Source organism: Agrobacterium sp. LY4 (assembly GCF_001526585.1).
Taxonomy (GTDB): domain Bacteria; phylum Pseudomonadota; class Alphaproteobacteria; order Rhizobiales; family Rhizobiaceae; genus Agrobacterium; species Agrobacterium leguminum.
Window position 1 is genome coordinate 248870 of the sequence record NZ_ASYA01000043.1, and the last position, 21539, is coordinate 270408.

General features: G+C 59.3%; 21 protein-coding genes and 1 pseudogene. 5 read left to right on the forward strand and 17 right to left on the reverse strand.

Annotation, left to right across the window (positions count from 1 at the left end):
- Positions 1-111: 111 nt before the first annotated feature.
- The 10 genes from sfnG to L904_RS23165 all read right to left on the reverse strand — a co-directional run bounded on the left by sfnG (position 112) and on the right by L904_RS23165 (position 12644).
- Positions 112-1215: a dimethylsulfone monooxygenase SfnG gene (sfnG, locus tag L904_RS23120; RefSeq protein WP_020811336.1), complete on the reverse strand. Its 1104-nt coding sequence runs from the start codon at positions 1213-1215 to the stop codon at positions 112-114.
- A gap of 22 nt (positions 1216-1237) precedes the next feature.
- Positions 1238-1828: an FMN reductase gene (gene msuE, locus L904_RS23125; protein WP_020811337.1), complete on the reverse strand. Its 591-nt coding sequence runs from the start codon at positions 1826-1828 to the stop codon at positions 1238-1240.
- A 307-nt stretch (positions 1829-2135) separates the two neighbouring features.
- Positions 2136-4079, reverse strand: coding sequence for a methyl-accepting chemotaxis protein (locus tag L904_RS23130; RefSeq protein WP_020811338.1), 1944 nt, complete (start codon positions 4077-4079; stop codon positions 2136-2138).
- A gap of 329 nt (positions 4080-4408) precedes the next feature.
- Positions 4409-6298 carry a M48 family metallopeptidase gene (locus L904_RS23135; RefSeq protein ID WP_020811339.1) on the reverse strand — a complete coding sequence of 630 codons (1890 nt, stop codon included), beginning with the start codon at positions 6296-6298 and terminating at the stop codon, positions 4409-4411.
- 8 nt (positions 6299-6306) lie between these two features.
- Positions 6307-8343, reverse strand: a complete 2037-nt coding sequence (locus L904_RS23140; RefSeq protein ID WP_035263436.1) for a DUF4034 domain-containing protein — start codon at positions 8341-8343, stop codon at positions 6307-6309.
- A 128-nt stretch (positions 8344-8471) separates the two neighbouring features.
- Complete coding sequence (locus tag L904_RS23145) at positions 8472-8798, reverse strand: hypothetical protein (protein ID WP_020811341.1); 327 nt, start codon at positions 8796-8798, stop codon at positions 8472-8474.
- Positions 8799-8916: 118 nt separating this feature from the next.
- Complete coding sequence (locus L904_RS23150) at positions 8917-9693, reverse strand: ABC transporter permease (RefSeq protein ID WP_003523941.1); 777 nt, start codon at positions 9691-9693, stop codon at positions 8917-8919.
- Positions 9680-10447 carry an ABC transporter ATP-binding protein gene (locus L904_RS23155; protein WP_035263442.1) on the reverse strand — a complete coding sequence of 256 codons (768 nt, stop codon included), beginning with the start codon at positions 10445-10447 and terminating at the stop codon, positions 9680-9682. The genes L904_RS23150 and L904_RS23155 overlap by 14 nt, the downstream gene beginning before the upstream one ends.
- A gap of 63 nt (positions 10448-10510) precedes the next feature.
- A complete protein-coding gene (locus L904_RS23160) occupies positions 10511-11512 on the reverse strand; it encodes an ABC transporter substrate-binding protein (protein ID WP_020808390.1) in 1002 nt (333 codons plus the stop codon).
- 49 nt (positions 11513-11561) lie between these two features.
- Positions 11562-12644 carry a 4-oxalomesaconate tautomerase gene (locus L904_RS23165; protein WP_020808391.1) on the reverse strand — a complete coding sequence of 361 codons (1083 nt, stop codon included), beginning with the start codon at positions 12642-12644 and terminating at the stop codon, positions 11562-11564.
- Between the two features lie 105 nt (positions 12645-12749).
- Here L904_RS23165 and L904_RS23170 point away from each other — a divergent pair.
- Positions 12750-13645 (forward strand): annotated as a pseudogene (locus L904_RS23170) (LysR family transcriptional regulator).
- A 115-nt stretch (positions 13646-13760) separates the two neighbouring features.
- On the opposite strand, the gene L904_RS23175 reads toward L904_RS23170, so the two are convergent.
- Positions 13761-14306, reverse strand: a complete 546-nt coding sequence (locus L904_RS23175) for a MarR family winged helix-turn-helix transcriptional regulator (protein WP_020808392.1) — start codon at positions 14304-14306, stop codon at positions 13761-13763.
- A 148-nt stretch (positions 14307-14454) separates the two neighbouring features.
- On the opposite strand from L904_RS23175, the gene L904_RS23180 reads away from it, so the two are divergent.
- Both L904_RS23180 and L904_RS23185 read left to right on the forward strand, forming a co-directional pair.
- Positions 14455-14790 carry a cupin domain-containing protein gene (locus L904_RS23180; protein ID WP_020808393.1) on the forward strand — a complete coding sequence of 112 codons (336 nt, stop codon included), beginning with the start codon at positions 14455-14457 and terminating at the stop codon, positions 14788-14790.
- 27 nt (positions 14791-14817) lie between these two features.
- Positions 14818-15222 (forward strand): VOC family protein, encoded by a 405-nt coding sequence (locus L904_RS23185; RefSeq protein WP_020808394.1) that lies wholly within the window; start codon positions 14818-14820, stop codon positions 15220-15222.
- Between the two features lie 86 nt (positions 15223-15308).
- On the opposite strand, the gene L904_RS23190 is transcribed toward L904_RS23185, so the two are convergent.
- Complete coding sequence (locus L904_RS23190; protein ID WP_020808395.1) at positions 15309-16151, reverse strand: LysR family transcriptional regulator; 843 nt, start codon at positions 16149-16151, stop codon at positions 15309-15311.
- Positions 16152-16240: 89 nt separating this feature from the next.
- Here L904_RS23190 and L904_RS23195 point away from each other — a divergent pair, with 89 nt between their 5' ends.
- Positions 16241-16642, forward strand: coding sequence for a 4-oxalocrotonate tautomerase family protein (locus L904_RS23195; RefSeq protein WP_020808396.1), 402 nt, complete (start codon positions 16241-16243; stop codon positions 16640-16642).
- Between the two features lie 64 nt (positions 16643-16706).
- Here the strand turns inward: L904_RS23195 and L904_RS23200 are convergent, their stop codons facing one another.
- Positions 16707-17480, reverse strand: a complete 774-nt coding sequence (locus tag L904_RS23200) for an SDR family NAD(P)-dependent oxidoreductase (RefSeq protein WP_020808397.1) — start codon at positions 17478-17480, stop codon at positions 16707-16709.
- Positions 17481-17567: 87 nt separating this feature from the next.
- Between L904_RS23200 and L904_RS23205 the strand changes: the two genes are divergently transcribed.
- Positions 17568-18203: a TetR/AcrR family transcriptional regulator gene (locus L904_RS23205; RefSeq protein ID WP_031233304.1), complete on the forward strand. Its 636-nt coding sequence runs from the start codon at positions 17568-17570 to the stop codon at positions 18201-18203.
- A 79-nt stretch (positions 18204-18282) separates the two neighbouring features.
- Here the strand turns inward: L904_RS23205 and iolE are convergent, their stop codons facing one another.
- The 4 genes from iolE to L904_RS23225 are packed head-to-tail and all read right to left on the reverse strand — an operon-like array spanning position 18283 to position 21459.
- Positions 18283-19212 (reverse strand): myo-inosose-2 dehydratase, encoded by a 930-nt coding sequence (gene iolE / locus L904_RS23210; RefSeq protein WP_020808399.1) that lies wholly within the window; start codon positions 19210-19212, stop codon positions 18283-18285.
- 51 nt (positions 19213-19263) lie between these two features.
- Complete coding sequence (locus tag L904_RS23215; RefSeq protein ID WP_020808400.1) at positions 19264-19566, reverse strand: MurR/RpiR family transcriptional regulator; 303 nt, start codon at positions 19564-19566, stop codon at positions 19264-19266.
- A 55-nt stretch (positions 19567-19621) separates the two neighbouring features.
- Entirely contained in the window at positions 19622-20641 is a 1020-nt protein-coding gene (locus tag L904_RS23220) for a Gfo/Idh/MocA family oxidoreductase (protein ID WP_020808401.1), read from the reverse strand.
- Between the two features lie 26 nt (positions 20642-20667).
- Positions 20668-21459 (reverse strand): TIM barrel protein, encoded by a 792-nt coding sequence (locus tag L904_RS23225; RefSeq protein WP_031233306.1) that lies wholly within the window; start codon positions 21457-21459, stop codon positions 20668-20670.
- Between the last annotated feature and the right edge of the window lie 80 nt (positions 21460-21539).

Here is a 21539-nt window from a genome sequence, read left to right on the forward strand (position 1 = left end):
GCGATGCGTGTCAGGCCGCGCAGGTTCGAACGCATGCGTCCAGTCCGGTTCGGCTGCGGCACTTTCGGCGGATCAGCGGCAAAGGCCGCCGCTCCACCTTTTCTGCCTGCGTTATTCGGCTGCAATCGCCGCGCTTTCTTCGGCCTCTTCAAGTGCGCGCACCAGCGGAATGACGTGCTTGCCGAAATACTCGACCTCCTCCTGGAAATGCAGGAAACCGAGCAGGATGAGATCGGCGCCGGCGCGCTTCAGGCGCACGATGCGTTCCGCCACCTGTTGGGGGGTGCCGATGAGGTTTGAGCGGAAACCGTCATTGTACTGAACGAGATCTTCGAAGCTGGATTTCGCCCAGTTGCCCTCTCCTTCCGGGGAGGCCTTACCGGCATTCTTCACCTCATGGCCAAAAGCGTTGACCGCTTCCGGATTGGCCTTCTCGATGATTTCGGCAAGCACGGCCTTTGCCTCTTCCTCCGTCTCACGCACGATGGCGAAAGCATTTACGCCGACCTTGACCGAATGATTGTTCTCAGCCGCCTTGGCACGGATGTCATCGACCTGCCTTGCGATCTCTTCCGCGGTGTTACCGTTGGTGAAGTACCAGTCGGAAACGCGGGCCGCCATATCGCGGGCTGCGCGCGAAGAACCGCCCTGAAAGATTTCAGGCTGCGGATCGATCGGCTTCGGCTTCAGGGAATAATTGTTGAAGCGATAGAAATCGCCGCGGAAGGTGAAGCTGTCTTCCGTCCAGATGCCGCGCAGTGCCCGGATGAACTCCTCCGAGCGGCGATAGCGCTCGTCGTGGTCGAGCCACGGTTCGCCAATGGCATGGAACTCGCCGCGAAACCAGCCGCTGACAATGTTGACCGCAACGCGACCATTGGTGAGGTGGTTAATCGTGGCGATCTGTTTTGCAGCGAGCGCCGGGTTCCACGGCCCCGGCAGAATGGCGGCGATGACCTTCAGCGTCTTTGTCGACTCCAGCAGGGAATGGCTGAAAGACACGGATTCATGCTGGAACTCGGCGCCGTAACCAGCCGTGAAGCGAATCTGGCTCAGCGCATAGTCAAAACCGCTCGCCTCAGCGATCTGCGCGAGCTTGCGGTTATAGTCGATGGTCCAGCTGGTGCGTTGCTCGATATTCGAGATGACGAGGCCACCGGAAACATTCGGTACCCAATAGGCGAATTTAACGGGCTCGGCTGTGCGTGCGGTCATGATAAATTCCTCTCTTGCAATCTCAGTTGGCAGCCGCTTCGCGTGAAACGACGGAAAGGGTCGGATGGTGATCGCCGCCACCAAGCGCTTTGGCGGGCAGAAGCTCGAACAGATCGGCGACGGCGCGCTCAATGCGCGCTTCGACGGCCGGGTTTGAAAGCGTGTATCCGGTAAAATCCGCCTCGACGGCATAAACCGTGGTCGGCACGGTGACAGCACCGAAGAAGCCAAACAGCGGACGGAACTGGTGTTCCAGCATCAGGCCATGCAGCGGCGAGCCGCCGGTCGCGGCAAGGATCACGCGTCGACCCTGCAGGGCACGGAAATCGACGAGATCGAATAAATGCTTGAGCGCGCCCGTATAGGAGGCGCGATAGACCGGCGAACCGACGACGAGCACATCGGCAGCCTCGACGGCATCGACAATCGCACGCCCGGCTTGGTCGAGCTCATCTGCGCGCAATGCCCGAAATAGAACCGGCGCGGCATCGGCAAGATCGATGAGGTCGGTTTCAACCTTCGCCGTCCGCCCGATCGCGGCAACAATTCGTTCAACGACATGCGCCGTGCGGGATGGCCGCTTCACGCTACCGGAAATGCCAAGGATCTTCATATCCGTTCGCCCTTCTTTTGTGTGTATTTTCTATGTTTTTAATAGGCTATCAAAGACGCTCATTCCAAAAGCCGCATATTTTGAGAAATGCTTTCGCGTATTTGGGCCAAAGCGCCGACTGTTTCACACGGGGCAAGGCGGTCGCTGCAAGTGCCGAAGGGGAAAGCACTCATGCCCTCAACGGGCGGATATTGCCAAAAAGCAGGACACCGGGGATCGGAGTCCAAAACCTCCGATCCCCGGTGCCAATATTTAGAGCGATGCTTTCAGCGCCTCAATTGAAGGCGACGTAAAGGCAGGGCAAGGATCAAAACTCCTCCCAGTTGTCGGGGGCGGTATTCAACGCGGCATTCCCTGAAAACGCCGCCCTTATCCTGCCGCCAAGCGCACGCGCGGGAGATGCTGCGGGCCTGTCGGCAACCGATGCCGTGCGCACGGGGACAGAAGCCTCGCCATAACCGCCTTCGGACAGTTTGAACTGTGCGATCAGCCCGTTCAGCGAAGACGCCTCGCGTGCAAGCCCGTGGCTGGCGGCCGTGCTTTCCTCCACCATGGCGGCGTTCTTCTGGGTGTCCTGATCCATCTGGTTCACGGCCGTATTGATCTGCTGAAGACCGGAGGATTGCTCCTGTGCCGATTCCGCGATGGCGGCGACGTGCCGGTTGATTTCCTGCACTTCCGTCACGATCAGTTCCAGCGCCTTGCCGGTTTCACCAACCAGCTGCACGCCCTGCTGAACCTGACCGTTGGATGTCGTGATCAGGTTCTTGATCTCCTTGGCCGCACCGGCGGAGCGTTGCGCCAGTTCGCGAACCTCCTGCGCAACGACGGCAAAGCCCTTGCCCGCCTCACCCGCACGGGCAGCTTCAACGCCGGCATTCAGCGCCAGAAGGTTCGTCTGGAACGCGATCTCGTCGATCACGCCGATGATGTTGGAAATCTCATTGGCGGATGTCGCGATCTGCTCCATTGCCGCGACGGCCTGCTGCACCACTTCTCCGGATTTTTCAGCGCCGACTTTAGCACGGCCGACGAGGTGACCCGCTTCCTGCGCCCGTTTCGTGGCGTCCTTCACCGTCGTGGTGATCTCTTCCAGCGCAGCCGCAGTCTCTTCAACGGCGGCAGCCTGCTGCTCCGTGCGCCTCGCCAGATCGTCCGCCGCAGACCTTATCTCGTTGGCGCCGGCGTCGATGCCGCGCGCGTTCTGCGCCACCTGGCTCAAGGTCGACTGCAACTGTTCCGCAGCCCGGTTGAAATCGCCGCGGATACCGTCAAGACCGGAAACGAACGGCTGAACGATCCGGTAAGTAACGTCGCCCTGGGCGATCTTCGAAAGGGCCGTGGCAAGATTGTCGACGGCAAACTGCACGTCGGCAGCTTCCCTGGCCTTCTGTTTCTCGCGCTCGATCCGGTCCTTTTCGGAAGTCGACCGGTTGGCCTCCGTTTCATTCTCAAGCCGGAGGCGTTCGATTGCGCTTTCGCGAAACGCCTGAACCGCAGCAGCCATCTGGCCGACTTCATCCCTGCGATCCATCCCGGAAATTTCGCTTGCCGTATCACCGGCCGCGAGCGACTCCATGCGCGCGCGAAGCCGCGCAATCGGGGTGGTGATGCCCCGGGAGGAAATGAGCAGGCCAAGTGCGATCACGGCCAGCGAAACGAGCGCGAGCGTAATCAGGCCCGTCCAGATCGTCGTATTGGTGCTGGCTGTAAGGCGTTCTCTCCCCTCATTCATCACCTGGATGAGCTGCTCATTGCCGGCGCTGATCTTTGGCGAGACTTCGGCAATTTTCCGAAGCACGTTGAGCGCCATCTGTTGCGCTTCAGCGCGTTGCCCTGCCTGCATGAGGGCGATGACCTGATTGCCGATCTCCTCGACTTCGACAACACCCTTGAGGATATCGCGGGCGGCATCCGTGCGCGCCGGCACCAGCTCCATGATCTTGTTCTGGCGTTCCTCGAGCTGCTTACGGTCGGCTCTGAAGGTCTTGACGGCAGCTTCGAAATCAGCGCTGGCCGGATCGTTAAGGCTGGCGCGAAGCATCTGCATGCCGAGTGCATTGAGGTTCCCGCTGGTTCTGGCGTTCAGAACCGCAGCAAGGGCCTCATGGCCGATGAAATCGCTATAGACGCTGTCGGTGCCTTTATATTGCAGGCTGACGTAGCTTATTCCGGAAAGCGACATCAGGCTCATCAGAGAGATGACAAAAACGACCTTCGTTTTTATCTTGGTATTGTTCAGGAAAGACATGAATGGCCTCAAGGCAAGCACTCCTCCAGCCGCCCTCTCGGGAGGCCGGGGAATATATAATGAAACATCGCGGGTAGCTGTTGCCCCTCCTCATAGGGCGACAAGCGGATGCCTTTTTCGAGCCGCCGCCGGGCGGGTCGTCATGGGTCCGCTTGTTCTACCGGCTCCGCCGATGAAACCTTGGAACCTGCGTATTTTAGATTTCACAAAATCACTAAATGAAGTGTTACCCGGGATAGGCAAGTGCTGACAATTCGCCGCGCCGCAGACCGGTTCGAGCATCGTTTTCAAGCCTGGCAGCAGCCGGTGCCGTTATGCAAACCTGTAACCTACGCGACAACGGCCGTGCCCGCTCGGGCAATCAGGCTATCATGCCTGCAATGGGCCGGGACTGGATCGTTCGGCCCGATAAAACGAAGCTGCAGATGAAGATGCAGCCGCGCCTGCAAACGCTCAAACAGCCGCTTGCAGGCGGAAGCGTTCCTGTCCTCCTCGCCGGTCAATTTGCCGACGAGGCGCATGAACCAGCCGTCATAGGCCTGCACATAAAGGAACCATCGTGTCGGGTCCGGCGCACCGGGCGGCGTGTCGCGGCAGAGCCAGATGGCATGCGCATGCTGAAACAGCGGATGAAGGGTGCCTTGCAGCAGGGTGAGTTCGGATGCTTCCAACCCGTGAGGATGGAGACCGGTATGGTTAGCGGCGGATCGGACGGCATCTTCGCTTGTCCACAGGCGGTCGGCGATCTGCCGATGCTGTTCTGCCGCCGGCCTGTCTCCCACTCGCAGGCAGAGTTCGCAGAGGTGGCGATGGAGCCGATACCTGGAGAAAGAGGGATTCCGGCCGATACGGTGCCACAAGGACATTGCTCCGTGTATGTCTCCGGCTTTCTCCATATCCTCTGCCCGTAGCTGTAGAAGCGTCGCCTCTTCAGGCGAATACCGCAATCCTTCCGCGATCGCCTCGGCGCGCAGCATGCCTGACGGATCGAATTTCTCTGAAAGCAGCGCCAGTTGCAGCCAGTCCTGCTCGTCGAACATCTGTTGTTCGCGACGCTGCAGGAGCCTTGAGAAGTCGCTGTGCTGACGGATATGCCAGTCTTTTGCGTCCTGCCAGCCTCGTGCGGCATTGTCGCGCCAGTCTGCATCAAGCCGTGCAGCGATGCCGGGGGCTTCTTCCCCCAACCATTCGGCGGCGGCGGAAGTCTCTTCGAGACGCCAGGGCAGATGATCGGGAAGCGGGCCTGCCGGATCAAACCCCGTCGCGGCAATGCGCTCCGACAAAACGGGATGGGTGCTATGACTATCCGGTTTCTGGCAGAGGTCTTCATGCAGCCAGACGGCCGCCTGCGCGCTATCTCGCGGGCGGCTGTTCTCCGGTTCCGCCAACATCAGGGCAAAGGGTCGCGCCTGGGCGATGTCATCCTTGTCTGCCCCGGCAAACATATCCCGCCAGAATTGGCTGGACAGGGCTCTTTGCCGCAATGTGAGAGCGATTTCCGTCTCAAATGCGATGTCGGCGCCGCAAACCGTGATCGCCCGAGCATCGGCAACCGCCTCGCAGCGACGGGAAAACTCCAGCGTCTCGCGCATCATGCTCGGCACATACCAGGCAAGAAACAATCTGAGCGGCGCGGTGACCAGCCGATGATTGCGCTCATGCAATTTACCGAGTGCCGCCCAGCGTTGGCGAGCCACATAGGCCCAGCGCGCGAAATGACCGTGCAACCGGGAAATATGGGCGTATTCATGCACGATGACGGCCGCGGCCTGCCGTCCCGTCAACAGGGCGAGAAGCGGCAGGCCGAGCACCAGAACATGCCTCGGCTGGCCGCCACGGGAGCCCGTCTGATAGATCGACGCGTTAAGCTCTGCATTGATATAGACGGCCGTGAAGGCTGGCGCATCGCAAGCGAGGCGCAGTCGTTCAAGCTCTTCGGCAAGGGCGGGAACCTTGTCGGCCTCCAGCAATATTCCATCCGAAACCGGTGGGGGCGGCACCGCCGCATAGGCTCGCAGGACCATCAGCCCGTAAAAGACCCATGACAGCGCCGGCAAGGCAAGAAGCACCAGCAGAAGCCGCGAAGGCACCAGCAACACAAACAAAAGAGGCGACAGGATCAGCGCAAGGCTGCAGGCGAGTAAGAACATGTCGCCAAAGGCGAGCCAGGCCAGGGCTCGCCATCTGCCTTCGCGCGGTGACTGGAGGGGGCTCGCCATGCCGACGCTTATTTCGGTGGGAGATGGTCGCTTGAAAGTTTCTTGCCGAGGAAGAAGGCCTTCAACGCCCGCCCGGCCATCTGCAATCCGCTCGATCCATAAACTTGCGTTTCCATCCACTCCAGTGACGAATGATCGGGGAAGAGTTCCTTGTAACGGTCGAACCATTGCATGGCGATAAACTCGCTTTTGGGAACGCCATCGCCATATTTATAGGCGAGAACGACCTGGCCATAAGCCTCTCCGGCAATGTGGTCGTCATGATAGTCGATGAGGGATTTCATATTGGCGACGGCCTGCTGTTTTTCCTCCGCAGTGCCATGCCGGCGATCAACGCTCGCCAGTCGAATGAGGGATATATCCACGCCGCCTTCCATCGCGCCACGGTAATATTCCTGAACCCGTTCGAAATTTTCCCGCAGCGACAGATCGAGATTGTCGACATTTTCCAGCCGCCAGGCATAGTTATAAAGTGCGACCGGTTCACCCTCTTCGACGGCCTGCTGAAGCCAGCGCCCCGCTTCGTCGCCGTCGAGCAGTTGCGGGTCTGTATCGGGCCGGAAGCCCGTTGCGATGTCATACATGCTTGCCGCGGCCGAATAGACGCGCCGTTCAGCGAATGCGCGGGTCAACCAGGCCGACTCCTGCTGGAATCCTCCATCCCAGATCATCCGGCAGGCATGCATCGGCGTGAACTCATCGGGCTCGTAGAGCGGTTCGAGTTGCGCGACCCGGTCGACCAGCTGCGTGGCGATGGCCGGGTTCGCCTCTATTCCCCACATGCCGAACTGCCAGGCGAATGCCGCCATTGTCAGCATGGTCGGCTCATCAAAACGACGGACGGCCGTTTGCAGCACGTTTGCATAGGCGCCGTCGTGATCCTCGAAATGCTGGATCAGCATCAGATTGGTGAAGTCCCGGAACGGGCCGTCAATGGCCGGATAGGTTCCCGGCGCCTTGCAGTAACGGATGGATTCGACATGGCGCTGGTGCGCCAGTTTTTCGTCCTGGAGAGAATAATGGGTGAAATTGGCGTATTTTCCGAGGGAAACGAAACGCAGGCGATCTGTGAGATCCCGCGCCAGCCAATTCTTGAAAATCCTCTCCCGGGCGGCAATTTCGCGGGTATCGCCGGGTTCGGGATAATCGGGTATGGTCAATGCATCCTGCACCCCCGGCCAGCGCACGGAATTGCGCTCCTGTTCGCTCAGCGCGGAACATAAGGGACCTTTGGCGAATTTTTCGACCTCGCCATCATCGCCACCCCATCGCGGGCTCAAATATTGCGCGTAAGAAACCAGAATTTCCGGCCAACGGGGCCGAAGCGAAAGGCAGTAGCGCAACCAGTAATAGCCGGGATTTTGGGCGTCCCCGTGCTGCAGGGGTGGAAGCGAGGCAGGAAGCGTCGCCGTTATGATACCGGGCGGTGTCAATCCGTGTCTGGCAAGCCAGGCGCATGCGGCTTCGTAAAGCTCCGGTTCCAACTCATCGCTCGTTACCGTCTTTTCAACCGGCGTACCCAGAAACAGCGCATCGACGAAATCCGGCTGCCCGAGATACTGGCTCATCTCCATCATGGTTTCCGCAGCAAGAGCAGGCCGCGCGGAAAGGGCCATCGCCTTCAGCAAATGCTCTGCCGCAATTATGCAGGCCATGTGGGCGGCGGTCCACTGGTCTTCCCCAACATCCGATGCCCAGGTCGCCGTTCGGATGTCGCAGGCCCGGCGGAAATAATAGTGACCGGCGACCTGCCTTGCATGATACGAAGCCGGGTATGCCTGCCTCCAGGCATCGAGCAGTTCCAGTCTGAGGGCCGCATGCACGCTGGCGCTGTCGAACAGGCCCGTGTCGGTCGAAAGATGGATATAGTGATCGTCCGCCAGATCGTCGGACTGCCACCATGCCGCCTCAAGCGCCGCGAGTATACGCTCGACCTCGTCAAAGCGCCGTTCAAGCATCGCCTTTCGCAATTCATCCTGCTGACGGAATCTGCCCCATTGCGGACCATCCAGTGGCAGGGGAGACGAACTTGTGACTGTTTTCATGAATGGCTCCTCAGCGGATACGTCCTTCCTTGGAGCACCAAAGAACCCCCCGTGTCGAGATATGTCAGGAGACTTTTCCCGGCACTTTTACAAATCTCACCGCCAGGAACACAACACCGACCCGGCACTCAATCAGCAAAAGCCACAAGCCCCACGCCTCGCTTCGCAGCCCGTTCCAGGAGATCACGCATCGAATTGAACGCGGCCAGCGCGTGTTCGTTACCTTCAAGAACATATTCGTTTGTCAGGAGGATGCTCAGCAATATCACGACCTGCTCCGGTTCAAGCAACGTATCGTCGAAATATCTGAGATCGGCGCCGGCCTGCCGGGCCTTGTCGAACGGGGCCGCAAGTAAACGGTGCGCATCAAGATCGATGGAGCCGGCGAGTTCCAGGCAGCCCGGATCCGAGGGTATGACGGTGGTGTCGAAATCAGCGTAGTAGATATCCAGCATGTGCAATTTGTCCAACGAATGAAGGATTTGGACGTCCCCATTTCGCTTGCAAGGCTCAGCCATTTAAAAAGGGGCGATCACGGACCGCCCCAACGGAAATAGTCTTGTTGCAGTCCGCTTACGCGGGACGCTCCTCGCCTGCATTGGGTCGCCAGGTAATCAACCTCTTCTCCGCAAAATCCAGAATGAGGTCAATAACAAGAACGAAGACCGCCAGAATGATGATGCCTGCGAAGACGCCGACCGCATCGAAGTTGCCTTCCGAGCGGGCGATCAGATAACCGAGGCCGGCGGAAGCTCCCAGATATTCGCCGATGATTGCGCCGACCACTGCAAATCCGACGGAGGTGCGCAGCGACGACAGAATCCAGCTCGCCGCCGCCGGGAAATAGACGTGACGCAGCAGATCCGAACGCTTGGCGCCAAGAATGCGGGTATTGGAAAGCACGACCGGGTTCACTTCGCGCACGCCCTGCATGGCATTGAAGAAGGTGACGAAGAAGACGAGCGTAACCGCAAGCGCAACCTTCGACCACAGGCCAAGACCGAGCCAGAGCACGAAGATCGGAGCCAGAACGACACGCGGAATGGCGTTCACGGCCTTGATGAACGGATCGAGCACCCGCGCGACGAAGGGGCTGAGGCCCAGCCAGACGCCGGCGCCGACACCGAGACCTGTACCGATGAGATAGCCCAGCACCGTTTCGCTCAGCGTGATGCCGACATGCTTGTAAAAACCGGCATCGGCAACCCAGTCAATCACCTGTTTGACGATGTCATAGGGTGCCGGAAAGAAGAAGCGGTCGATGGCGCCCGAGGTCACACCGAGCTGCCACCCGCCCAAAAGCACGACCAGAAGAGCGATCTGGATGATACGAACATTAACGGCTTGCATAGCTTTTCTCCACTTCGCCACGCAGGGACGCCCAGATATCGCGATAGAGCGTCATGAATTTTGGATCGAGTTTGATTTCCGCGACGTTGCGGGGCCGCTCGAGATCGACAGGGAAGCTCTCGATGACGCGGCTCTTCGGGCCGGCAGCGAGAACGACAACCCGGTCTCCGAGCGCAATCGCCTCTTCCAGATCATGGGTGATCATGACCACCGCACGGCGGTCCTCCTGCCACAGGCGCAGCAACTCGTTCTGCATGAGGTGGCGGGTGTGGATATCCAATGCCGAGAAGGGTTCGTCCATCAGGATGACCTTCGGCTCGGTGATGAGAGCCTGCGCCATCTGCACGCGTTTGCGCTGTCCACCGGAGAGCTGGTGCGGAAAGCGGTCTCCGAAGCCCTTCAGGCCAACTTTTTCAAGCCAGGCCTGAACCTTGGCGCGCCGCTCATTTTCGGGAACGCCGCGGAACATCAAGCCAAGCTCGACATTCTGAAACGCTGTCTTCCAGGGAAGAAGCGCATCCTGCTGGAACAGATATCCGATGTTGTTCTGTACGCCCTTGACGAGCGAACCGTCGATGGAAACCCTGCCCTGCGCTGGCTTCAACAGGCCCGCGATAGCGTTGAGAATGGTGGACTTTCCGCATCCCGTCGGCCCAACGATGGAGAGAAACTCGCCATCGCCGACCTTGAGATTGACGTTTTGAACCGCAACAAACGAACCGAACGCCATGGTCACGTCGTCGATTGCCACCATCGGCTGGGGTTCGAGTTCCGTCACGGGTTCTAGCTTTCTGGCTGGCGAAGACATGGCGGCCTCTCAGTTTGCGGCCTTCGAGGCTGCGGCCTCGACGAACTTGTTGGTGTAGGTGGTGTTGAGATCGATCGTCGCCTTGGCGACCGCATCATTGAAGCTTTTCAGAACGGCGAGCGGCGTTTCGAGATCGGCAGGCTCAAACTTGCCATCTTCGGAGAAGATCGCCTTGGCCGCTTCAACGGCCTTGATGTAGGTCTGCTTGTCGCCGGACACGAAATCATCGGGAAGCTTTGCGACGATTTCCTCCGCAGAATGCTGCTTCATCCAGTGCAGCGCCCGAACCGTCGCATTGGTGACCTTCTGGATCACTTCCGGATTGGCATTGATATAGTCCTGCGTGGCGTAAAGGACCGAGGTGGGATAGATGCCGCCATAGACATCCCTTGCGCCCTGGTCGCTACGGGCATCGATGAGGATCTTGCCCAGCCCGCGCTCCACGACGATGGTTGCGGCAGGATCGTAATTGACGAGCAGATCGATCTTGCCCTGCTGCAGGGCGGCAACGGCCGCAGCGCCCGAACCGACACCGATGATGGAGATGTCATTGTCGCTGAGATTATGCTGCTTCATGTAGTAGCGAATGAAGAAGTCCGAAGAGGAGCCAGGCGACGTGATGCCGACCTTCTTGCCCTTGATCGTCTCCGGCTTGGCCGGATCGAAATCCGTGTCGTTCTTGCCGGCGAGAACCAGGCCCGAGTTGCGGGCAAGCTGCACGAAGCCGACCACGTGCTTGTTCTGCGACTGCATCTGGATCGTATGATCGTAGAAGCCTACGGCAACGTCCGTGGAACCGGCAACAAGCGCCTGCAGAACCTTCGATCCGCCCTGGGCAAAGTTCTCGGTCGTTACATCAAGGCCCTCCTCCCTGTAGAAGCCAAGGCTCGCCGCCACGGGGAAAGGCAGGTTGTTGAGGTTGTACGAGCCAACGCTCATCCTGACGGATTCGGCATTGGCAGATGCCGCCAGCGCACAGAGCGCCGCGGTTGCAAGCAGATATTTACGCATAAGGGTTCTCCTCCCGGTTTGACTATATTTTGCGCCACTATGGCCGCGTCTAGGCTGCGTCTTCAATCGCAGCGGTTGGTTTGGCGAAGGCGAAGCCTTCGAAAAGCCTGCGCGCCGTTCTCACGAGTCCGGCCGTTATTGCGCCGTTTCGCATCTCCAGCTGCACATCGAGGCAGCCTGCGGGATGTTCGATGCGGATCTGGGTCGGCACCGAAAGGCCTCCGGCCGCATCATAAGCGATGGAGCCTTTGGTGACAGCCGCGGTTGCGATGCCAACGGCACCAGTCGTCGCCAGTGCAGGATGACACTCGTTGGGCATGAAATACCGTACCGAGAGAGTGCCGCCTCTGCGGGCCGGTGCAATGAGCACCGGTTTCGGAATGACCATGTCTTTCACATCACCCATTCCCATCAACTTTCCGGCCTCGATGCGGATGCGGGTCATCCGTGCGATGAGATCCTTGTGAGCGCTCAAGGTTTGCGGATCCTCGTACCCCGTCACGCCGAGATCGGCTGCGCAGATGAGAACCATCGGAATGGCGCAGTCTATGGCCGTCACATTGACGCCATCGATCAGATCAACCGGCTTTCCGGTGGGCAACAGCTTGCCGGTTTTCGCACCTGCCGCATCCATGAATGTCAATGCGATGGGCGCCGCCAGACCCGGAACACCGTCGATCGAGGCGTCGCCGAGATAAATAACCTCGCGGCCGCGTGTCGGAACCTTCGCCTCGATCAGCTTGCCGGTATTCACGTTATGGATCCGCACGAGAGTATCGCTGCCCTGCGCTTCGACAAGCCCCGCTTCGATGGCAAAGGGCCCAACGGCGGCCAGCATGTTTCCGCAGTTTGGCGAATAGTCGACATACTGCCTGTCGGTGCGAACCTGTGCGAACAGATAGTCGATGTCAGCGCCCCTGACCGTGGAAGGGCCGATAATCGCAACTTTGGACGTGACCGGATTGCCCCCGCCAATGCCGTCGATCTGCAACGGATGGCCAGACCCCATGATGGAAAGAAGGGCCGCGTCCCGGTCTGCCCGATCACGGGGAAGATCGGATGCGAGAAAGAACGGTCCACGCGACGTTCCACCGCGCATCAGCACACAGGGTATCTTCAGCAGATCGTTCATGGGTTGCCTCAATATTGCATTTGGCGGATCAATGCGCCGTGTTGTTGCAATATGAGCAAAAGAGTCTAATCTGTTAAATGCAATTTTTTGGAGTTTTATTGCGGTATGAGCATCAATTGTGAAATTCTGGATTTGCGAGCGTTTCAAGCGGTGGTTGAACTGGCCAGTTTCCACAGGGCCGCCGAGGCACTACATATCTCGCAACCGGCGCTCACCCGCCGTATCCAGAAACTGGAGCAGGCCATCGGCGCGCCACTTCTGGAAAGAACGACGCGCCACGTCGCACCCACCGCCATGGGGCAGGAAGTCATGCCGCTCGTTCGGCGCATGCTCGAGGAATTTGACGGATCGCTTTTTGCCATGAAGGACGGCGCGCAACGGCGCGGGCTTATCACCATGGCCTGCGTTCCCACCGCCGCCTTTTACTTTCTTCCCACCGTCATCAAGACCTTCAGCCAGCAATATCCCCATATAAGGCTGCGGATCAGGGATCTGACAGCCAATGAGGGTCTGCAGGCGGTCGCCAGAGGCGAGGTGGAATTCGGCATCAACCTGATGGCAATTCCGATCCCGAGCTTTCATTCGAGCCCCTCATCGATGACCCCTTCGTGCTGGCAATGAGGAAAGACCACCCTCTGGCAGCTTTCGAAACGATCGAGTGGGACCAGCTGGAGGCCTATCCGCTGGTCGTCGTGGACCGTTCGAGCGGCAACAGGACGCTTCTCGACAGCGCGCTTGCACGGCACAATTTAAAATTGAACTGGTTTTATGAAGTGACGCATCTCAACACGTCGCTCGGTCTCGTCGAAGCCGGACTTGGCATTTCCGTCCTGCCGCGGCTGGCAACGCCGCAGGACGATCACCCATTCCTTATCACCCGGCCAATCGTCAACCCGGTGGTCTCCCGTACGATAGGCATCGTGCAAAGGCGAAGCAGCGCTCTTTCCCCAGCCGCCGAAAAATTTGTGCGGATGCTGCTCGAGACCTGGAAAACACAGTGATCGCTTGAGAGAGATGCTTCTAGAGCATGCTACAGCCAGTGACGGCGCGAACCGCAGGCGCAGGCAAACAGTCTCTGATTTGCAGATCGCTCGAATGAAAGAACTGCGCCAGAAGCTAAAGACGGGCCTCGATCTCCAGCACCAGCTTTTTCAGCAGCGCCGCGAGGTTATCGCGCTCCTCCGGACTGAGCCCCTGCAGGAAACTCAGTTCGCTTTTCATGTCCTGGCGAAACGCCTTTTCCGCCAGCTCGATGCCCGCAGGCATGAGGCACACAACGACACTGCGCCCATCGAGCTTCGATTTTCTGCGCTCGATGAGGCCGGCCTTTTCCAATCGATCAAGCCGGTGCGTCAGGCCGCCTGAGGAGAGCATCAGCGTCGTATACATTTCCGTCGGCGTCAGCTGGTAGGGTGGTCCGGACCGGCGCAATGTCGCGATGACATCGAACTCGCCGCGGTCGAGACCGAAGACGGCAAATGTCTCTTCGATTGATGGCGCGAGAAGGTTGCTGAGCCGTTTGGCGCGCCCGAAGATGGCCATCGGTTCCGTGTCGATATCAGGCAGTTCCCGCGCCCACTGGGCACGGAGACGGTCGACATGATCTTCCCTGTCAGCTTCCATCGTCCGATCCGTCGTTGTGTCCGGCATCGCCTGCTTCATCTCATCACCCCATCAGCACTTCGAAAACCATATACGGCTTTGCCTGCTCCGTGAATATATCTTTGCGAGAAGATAGATGTCTTGACAGGAAGATAAATCGCTCATATATCTTCTCGTGAAGATAGTTTTATCTCAGGGAGGAGACCAGATGTTTTCCATTCGCCGTCATCAGGAACCGAATCCGGGCCAGAGCCGGACGGTGCGTTATGAAGGATGCGAATACGGAAGCGCCGTATCCATCTTTCTCGTCAATGCCGATCCGGGTCGCGGCCCTGATCTGCACGTCCACCCCTATGCCGAAACCTGGGTGGTGCGCAAAGGCGAGGCCGAGTTCACAATCGGCGATCAGCGGGCACGTGGCTCGTCGGGAGACATCGTCGTTGGGCCTGCCAATGTCCCCCATCGCTTCGAAAATATCGGCACTGACCGGCTGGAGATCATCTGCATCCATCCGAGCGAGACCTTTCAGCAGACCTTCCTGTAACCCCGTTCCACCATGAGGAGAAAGACAATGGCCAAGATGATTTTCCTGAACCTGCCGGTGAAAGACCTGGCCGTTTCGACCGCCTTCTATGAGGCGATCGGCTGCGTGAAGAACGAAGAGTTTTCCAACGAAGACGCAAGCTCGATGGTGTGGTCGGAGACCATCACCTTCCAGCTTCTGCGGCACGATTATTACAAGACCTTCACCGCCAAACCGATCGCCGATGCCCATACGACAAACGGCATGCTGATCGCCCTTTCGCGCGACAGCCGCGAAGAGGTCGACGCCATGGTTGGCGCCGCCGCAAAAGCGGGCGGGCAAGCGGATGTCCGGGAACCGCAGGATCTGGGCTTCATGTATCTCCGCACCTTCGCCGATCCCGATGGCCACGAATTTGAACCCGCTTACATGGATTTGAGCAATGCGGGCTGACGTCATCATTCACGCGCGCGACGAGGCGAACTTGTTGATGGGCTGGAGCGGAACTGCCCAAAAGCGACGGGGAACCGCTACTCAACCTAGTCGCCGGTGCCGGATACGGCTGCGGCCAGGGCTCTGATCGCCGATGCATGTGCGGGCGTTCTTGCGCGGGAAAGAAGAACGATATCGGAAGGCGGCAATGAAGGCAGCCCCAGTTCCACACCCCTGTCGGGCAGGCCACGGGCGCTAATATCGCCCATTGGCGCGACACCCGCGCCTGCAAGAATTCCTTCATGGAGTACCGAACAGCTTCCGGCGGTGAAAGCATCGCGCCACTCCACGCCAGCTCTTCTAAGCTCCGACACCGCAATTTCCCGGACACCGCACGCAGACCCCAGCGACACCAGCGGAATGGCGCTGTTGGAGCGTGGCCGCCAACCCGGGGCGGCCCGCCATCCCAACCTGTCGGTACGCAGGATTTCGCCGTCTGAGCCACCGCCGTTACGACGGATAATGGCCGCGTCGGCCTGTCCGGACGCGAAACTTTCCTTCACGTACCGGGAAAAGCCGATATTCACGTCAATCACCGCATTGGCGGGGAGTGCCGCGCGCATCGCCCGTATGGCCGTCGAAAGGCGGCCCCCAATCGCGTGGTCACTGGCGGCCAGGCTAAAGTGCAGCGGCGGTTCATGACCGAAGGTCAGTGCTTCCTCGTGTTTGGCGAGCAGCTCGCGAGCCTTCGGCAGGAACACCTGGCCATCCTCCGTGAGCCGCAGATGCCGCGGCGAACGGTCGATCAGCCGCCTGCCGACACGCTGCTCCAGCATCTTCAATTTTTGGCTGACGACCGGTTGCACGGTTCCTGCCGCCTCTGCCGCCTTTGTCAGGCTGCCTAGCTCGACGGAGAAAATGAACAGGCGAACGCTTTCGAGGTCAATCATATAAAATCGCTATGTATGGAATATCCAATACCATATTCTCATTATGAAGAAATTTGCGCAAGGTGTCTCGGCAACAAGGAGACAAGACCATGCCCATGATCAAAGCGCGCTACACCAAACCCCGGAACGGACGCGACCCAAAGCTGGAAATCGCGGCTCTGCTTTCTCGCCTCACGGCGGAAATCCTGCACAAGGACCCCGCTGTCACCGCGGTTCTCGTCGAGAGCGCCGATCCCGATGACTGGATCATCGCCGGAGCGAGCGTCGCCGACCAGAAGGTCGGCAGCTTCTATGTCGAGGTTTCGATTACAGAACACACCAACATAAAGGACGAGACGACGGAATGGGTCCGGCGGGTCTATAAAGAGATGAACACCCTGCTGGGGCCTGTGCACGAGGCAAGCTATGTGCTGGTTCACGCCGTCGATGGCGATGCCTACGGTTATGGCGGGCAAACCCAGAATCTGCGGTGGGCACGCAAACACGGCTAGTATTGGCAGGCGTCAGGCGAAACTGCCCGACGCCGCTCGTCCAGGGATATTTGCTATGCCTGCATCAAATCCGCGCACCGCCCGTCGCATCGATCATCTGTCCAGTCGTCCAACGGGCATCGTTCGAGGCAAGGAATGTGATGACGTCCGCAATATCGTCGGCGCGTCCGACACGTGAGAAGACGGACAGGGCTTCAGCACCTGCGCGGGCTTCCGGCATTGCCAGCCATTCGGCGTTCATGTCGGTTCCAGTGACACCCGGCAGAACCGAATTGACCGTAATTCCGCGTCGGCCGAATTCCGGGGCGAGCGCCAGTGTCAATGTCTCAAGCGCCCCCTTGGACGCCGCATAGGCGGGATGTGTCGGCGCCGCGATGCGCGTGAAACCGGTCGAGACATTGATGATGCGGCCATTGTCGCGGAGATGATCGGCAACGGCCTGAATGAGAAAGAATGGCGCCTTGAAATTGATCGTCATCAACTCGTCGAACGCGGCTTCCGTTGTTTCCTTCAACGGTGTCGCCGGGGCAATGCCCGCATTATTGACGAGAATATCAAGCGATGGCGAGCCGGTGAAAGCGACAGCGGCTTCCCTGAACTGCTCCCACAAGCTGTCCGTCGCCGCTTTCCCGGCCCGCAGATCGGCATTGAGAGCGACCGCCTTCGAACCGAGAGCCTCGATCTCGCGGACCGTTGCCTGTGCCGCCTCGGGGTTCGCGCCATAATGGACGCCGATAAGACCTGCACCCTCTTTGGCAAACGCCAGGGCTGTCGCACGGCCGATGCCGCGGGAACTGCCCGTTATGAGGGCGACTTTGTTCGATAGTTTCTGAGACATGGATCACTCCGTTGCGATTTAACTAGCGATCGTTATAATAAAATCCGGCCACAACCTGTCAATATTTTTATAGTGATCGATATAAAAATGTCTGAAATGACGCGAAAACAACGCGGTAGACCGCGCCTGCTTGATCGGAATGCCGGGCTCGACGTCGCAGCCCGGCTGTTCTGGGAACACGGCTATGAGGGAACCTCGATAGCGGACCTCACCCATGCGATGGGCATCACCCCGCCGTCCCTCTACGCGACATTCGGTTCAAAGGAAGAATTGTTCCGGCTGGCGCTTGATCATAGCATTGCGCAGCAAAGCGAACGCCGCGCCGAAGTGCTGCAGGCGCAAATACCCGCCTATGAGGCGCTCGCCTCTTACCTTTACGATATTGCTGAAGGACATACCCAGCCCGACAAGCCGCGCGGATGCATCGTTTCCACCGCCGTTCTCCAGCATTCGGAAGCAAACGCCTCTGTCGCCCGCACAACGGCAGGATTGCGCGAGGCGGCAATACAGATTCTCAAGACACGGTTCGACCGCGCCGTCAGCGAGGGCGAACTACCCACGCAAACCGACACGGATACGCTCGCACGCTTTTACGGCGCCATCATCCAGGGCATGTCTGCGCAGGCTTGCGACGGCGCATGTACGGCCAGGTTGAAGGCTTTGGTCGACGTCGCGCTGACAGCCTGGCCCGGAAAGCGTGGAGCCGCTGGCCCTCAAGGTTGAATCGCAACCTCTTGAACGGATCGTCCGAGGACCGGAGACGAGCAAAACGGCATTCGATCATGGGGACTTAGGCGTATATTTACACATCATGCGGTGTTGACCCAGCCGTCCAAAAGTTCTCGACGTGCCTGAATGCGCGTGTCACCGCATCTCTCGGCGGCGCTGCGGCCGGGTCCTGTTCGGCTTCCACCACCAGCCATCCCTGATAACAGCTGTCCCGCACGAATGCAGCAACGGGCTGGAAATCGATCACGCCGTCGCCCGGAACGGTAAACATCCCGCTTCGCACCGCGGCATTGAAACTGAGATCGTGGTTCCGGACATTTTCCATGACAGCGCCGCGGACATCCTTGAGATGTATGTGAGCGACACGGTCACCGAAACGCTCGATGAGACGTTGATAGTCAAAGCCCGCAGCAACAGAATGGCCGGTGTCCAGAAGGAGCCCGGTCTCGCGACCAACCCTGTCGAACAGAAGAGAAATCTCATCGAAAGTTTCAGCAACCATCATGAGATGATGGTGATAGGCGAGCTGCAGGCCGAAATCCCCCGCCAGGCGTTTGGAAAATTCCGTGAGGCGCAGGGCATATGCCGGAAAATCCTCTCTGGGCATGACCAAGCGCTGTGACATTGGCGTGTCCAGCGGTGAGCCTGGAGACATCATCGCCACCTCTCCGTAAACCATCACCTTGCAACCCATCAGGCGCAATAATTCCGCATGAGAGAAAACGTCCAGCATCTCCTCTCCGGCGCTTTGCTCGGCAAGCTTGCCCGAGTACCAGCCAGACGCCAGAGCCAATCCGTGATGCTGAAGCAAAGGTCGCAGAACAGCCCCATCACGCGGAAATTTCCGCCCGAGTTCGATGCCCTGATACCCCGCATCCGCAGTGTCCGTCAGGCAGCTCTCCAGTGAGATGTCCGCTCCAAGATCCTCAAGAACGTCATTCGACCAGGAAAGTGGGCTGACGGCGAGCCGAACCCCCGCCGGCAAAATCTCGCCAATATTCATTTTCTTCTCCACCGCGCAAAACCTGCGACGTTCACTTTCACAGGGCAAAATCTATAGAAAATTCTTTATGTTACGCCCCTTTCCTTCCGACAGTACGTGCGTGCGAAAAACCCGCCTGAATTGGCTGAACCTATCAAAGCCCAGCGAGTTGGCGACACGGACGACGGTGGATGGAGACACGGCGCATTCGCTGGCGAGGGAACCGATCGTTCCAAAGGCGACGATATGCGGACGAGCCAGAATGGTTCGCGCGACATGGTCCTGCTGCTGCGACAATCGCAGGCTCCCCGTTACGATCAGACCTTTCATGTCCTGAATGCTGGTCGGCGTTTTAAAGGTCTGCCGCGTACGCATGGAGCCTGCTCCTCGTCGATCGAAAAGCACGCCGGCAAGCCAGCGCGCATGGGGTTCAGTTCAGGGCAACCGGCTGTTTCCGGGATACCGATTGAATAGCGGCAAGGGCGACCGCCAGTGCGTTGCGTGCATCCTGGCCCGTCGGCCCTTCACTCATTGCCCCCTGACGGACGGCGGTTATGAAAGAGGCGAGTTGCGCCGTGTAACCATGGACAAAGTGATCGGTATCGCGACGCCAGGTCTCATTCGAGACGCCGCAGCCATCGAACAGCGTCATGCTTGAACGACGCACATCGCCCATCGTCACCATGCCGGCCGATCCAAAAACCTCACCGCGAATGTCATAGCCGTAGAGCGCCGAAAAATTGGCTTCCGCAACGGCTATGGAGCCGTTGTCGAAACGGATATTGACCACCGCCGTATCCAGAAAGCCTTCACCTTTTGCGTCAGGGCGGACAAGCGCATCCGCCATGGCGAAGACTTCGACGGGTCTGGCGCCGGGGTTCAGCCATAACAGCGTGTCGAAATCGTGGATGAGGGTCTCGTAGAAAATCGTCCAGAGCGGAATACGGCCAGGGTCTGCGGCGAATGGGCCGGGATCACGCGTCAGCGAGCGGATGAGCTGCGGCGCGCCGACCTTGCCGGCGTCGATCGCGGCCCGGCCTTCCGCAAAGGCCTGATCCCACCGGCGGTTAAAGCCCACCTGGAGGGGAACACCGGCCGAGCGTGCCGCGGCAATCGCCCGATCGGCATCCTCCAGCGTTAGCGCCATCGGCTTTTCGCAGAAAATCGCTTTTCCCGCCTCGGCAGTCTGAACAAGAACATTGGTATGGAAACGGGCCGGCGTTGCGATGATGACGGCGTCGAGACCGGGATGTGCAAGCAATGCAGCAATGTCGGTATAGGCGGCGTCGACGCCGAGTTTTTCCGCAAGACCTGCTGCCGCACCCGGTGCGGGATCGGCAATGGCGACGAGTTCGGCATCGACCAGTCGCCGGGCGACGGTTTCACCGTGGAAAGAGCCGATGCGGCCGGCGCCGATGAGACCGACATTGACGGGTTTTATCTTGGGCATGGGGATCGTCCTATGGGTTTATGTTGTCAGATTGTGAATGCAGCGCGGAAAGCCGAGAGCGCTGCGTCGGCATCGCTGGATGCCCAGGCCTCCATGCCGACCGGCCCGGCATAGCCCATCGCTTTCAGCGCCCGGGCAATGCCGTTCCAGTTGACTTCGCCCGTACCGGGCTCGCAGCGGCCGGGCACGTCGGCAACCTGAATCTCCCCGATCCACGGCAGGGCCCTGCGGCAGAGTTCGATGAGGTTTCCTTCGCCGATCTGGGCGTGGTAAAGATCGAGATTGAGGCGCAGACGCGGGTGGTTGATGCTGGAAACCAGCGCCAGCGTATCTTCCGCGCGCGCAAACGGAACGCCGGGATGATCGACGGGAAGGTTGAGGTTCTCCAGGGTGAAAACCACATCCTCTTCTTCCGCCAGGTCAACGATACGGCAAAGCGTGTCACGCGCCTTGAGCCACATGGCGCCCGTAACCACCTCGACAGGCTGCACCGGCAGCCCGCGATCTCCAAGGCCCGTGCCATGCAGGTTCAGCCGCTGAACGCCAAGGCGTTTGCCCACCCGGGCGGTCTGGCGGGCCGTGCTGAGCAGTTCCTCCGCGCCTTCGTCATCCGTAAGCCGGCCGGTGAGATAGCCGTTCATGATGGTGAAGGTCGCACCGGTCGCTTCAAGTCTGCTGATATCATGTTCCGGCCAGTTCCACAGGCCGACACCGAAGCCCAGATCCTTGAGCCGGGAAGCGCGCCATTCGATGGGCTTGTCACGCCACAACATCTCGGCGCACGCCGCCAGTGGGAAGGAGTTCGCAGAAGCGCTCATGGGTAATACCTTGCTGATGAGTATGAGGGGTCGTGGCGCGGCGCGATCGCGCCGAACCGGATATTCGTTCGGGAATGTCT

Excerpts from the sequence above, each read along its gene's own strand:
- L904_RS23205 (WP_031233304.1), top strand. The coding sequence starts at position 17,568 with ATGTCTGAAATGACGCGAAAACAACGCGGTAGACCGCGCCTGCTTGAT.
- L904_RS23160 (WP_020808390.1), bottom strand. The coding sequence starts at position 11,512 with ATGCGTAAATATCTGCTTGCAACCGCGGCGCTCTGTGCGCTGGCGGCA.
- L904_RS23155 (WP_035263442.1), bottom strand. The coding sequence starts at position 10,447 with ATGGTGGCAATCGACGACGTGACCATGGCGTTCGGTTCGTTTGTTGCG.
- L904_RS23140 (WP_035263436.1), bottom strand. The coding sequence starts at position 8,343 with ATGAAAACAGTCACAAGTTCGTCTCCCCTGCCACTGGATGGTCCGCAA.
- iolE (WP_020808399.1), bottom strand. The coding sequence starts at position 19,212 with ATGAATATTGGCGAGATTTTGCCGGCGGGGGTTCGGCTCGCCGTCAGC.
- L904_RS23215 (WP_020808400.1), bottom strand. The coding sequence starts at position 19,566 with ATGCGTACGCGGCAGACCTTTAAAACGCCGACCAGCATTCAGGACATG.
- L904_RS23135 (WP_020811339.1), bottom strand. The coding sequence starts at position 6,298 with ATGGCGAGCCCCCTCCAGTCACCGCGCGAAGGCAGATGGCGAGCCCTG.
- L904_RS23180 (WP_020808393.1), top strand. The coding sequence starts at position 14,455 with ATGTTTTCCATTCGCCGTCATCAGGAACCGAATCCGGGCCAGAGCCGG.
- L904_RS23165 (WP_020808391.1), bottom strand. The coding sequence starts at position 12,644 with ATGAACGATCTGCTGAAGATACCCTGTGTGCTGATGCGCGGTGGAACG.
- L904_RS23175 (WP_020808392.1), bottom strand. The coding sequence starts at position 14,306 with ATGAAGCAGGCGATGCCGGACACAACGACGGATCGGACGATGGAAGCT.
- msuE (WP_020811337.1), bottom strand. The coding sequence starts at position 1,828 with ATGAAGATCCTTGGCATTTCCGGTAGCGTGAAGCGGCCATCCCGCACG.
- L904_RS23185 (WP_020808394.1), top strand. The coding sequence starts at position 14,818 with ATGGCCAAGATGATTTTCCTGAACCTGCCGGTGAAAGACCTGGCCGTT.
- L904_RS23145 (WP_020811341.1), bottom strand. The coding sequence starts at position 8,798 with ATGCTGGATATCTACTACGCTGATTTCGACACCACCGTCATACCCTCG.
- L904_RS23225 (WP_031233306.1), bottom strand. The coding sequence starts at position 21,459 with ATGAGCGCTTCTGCGAACTCCTTCCCACTGGCGGCGTGCGCCGAGATG.
- L904_RS23190 (WP_020808395.1), bottom strand. The coding sequence starts at position 16,151 with ATGATTGACCTCGAAAGCGTTCGCCTGTTCATTTTCTCCGTCGAGCTA.
- L904_RS23220 (WP_020808401.1), bottom strand. The coding sequence starts at position 20,641 with ATGCCCAAGATAAAACCCGTCAATGTCGGTCTCATCGGCGCCGGCCGC.
- L904_RS23130 (WP_020811338.1), bottom strand. The coding sequence starts at position 4,079 with ATGTCTTTCCTGAACAATACCAAGATAAAAACGAAGGTCGTTTTTGTC.
- L904_RS23150 (WP_003523941.1), bottom strand. The coding sequence starts at position 9,693 with ATGCAAGCCGTTAATGTTCGTATCATCCAGATCGCTCTTCTGGTCGTG.
- sfnG (WP_020811336.1), bottom strand. The coding sequence starts at position 1,215 with ATGACCGCACGCACAGCCGAGCCCGTTAAATTCGCCTATTGGGTACCG.
- L904_RS23195 (WP_020808396.1), top strand. The coding sequence starts at position 16,241 with ATGCCCATGATCAAAGCGCGCTACACCAAACCCCGGAACGGACGCGAC.
- L904_RS23200 (WP_020808397.1), bottom strand. The coding sequence starts at position 17,480 with ATGTCTCAGAAACTATCGAACAAAGTCGCCCTCATAACGGGCAGTTCC.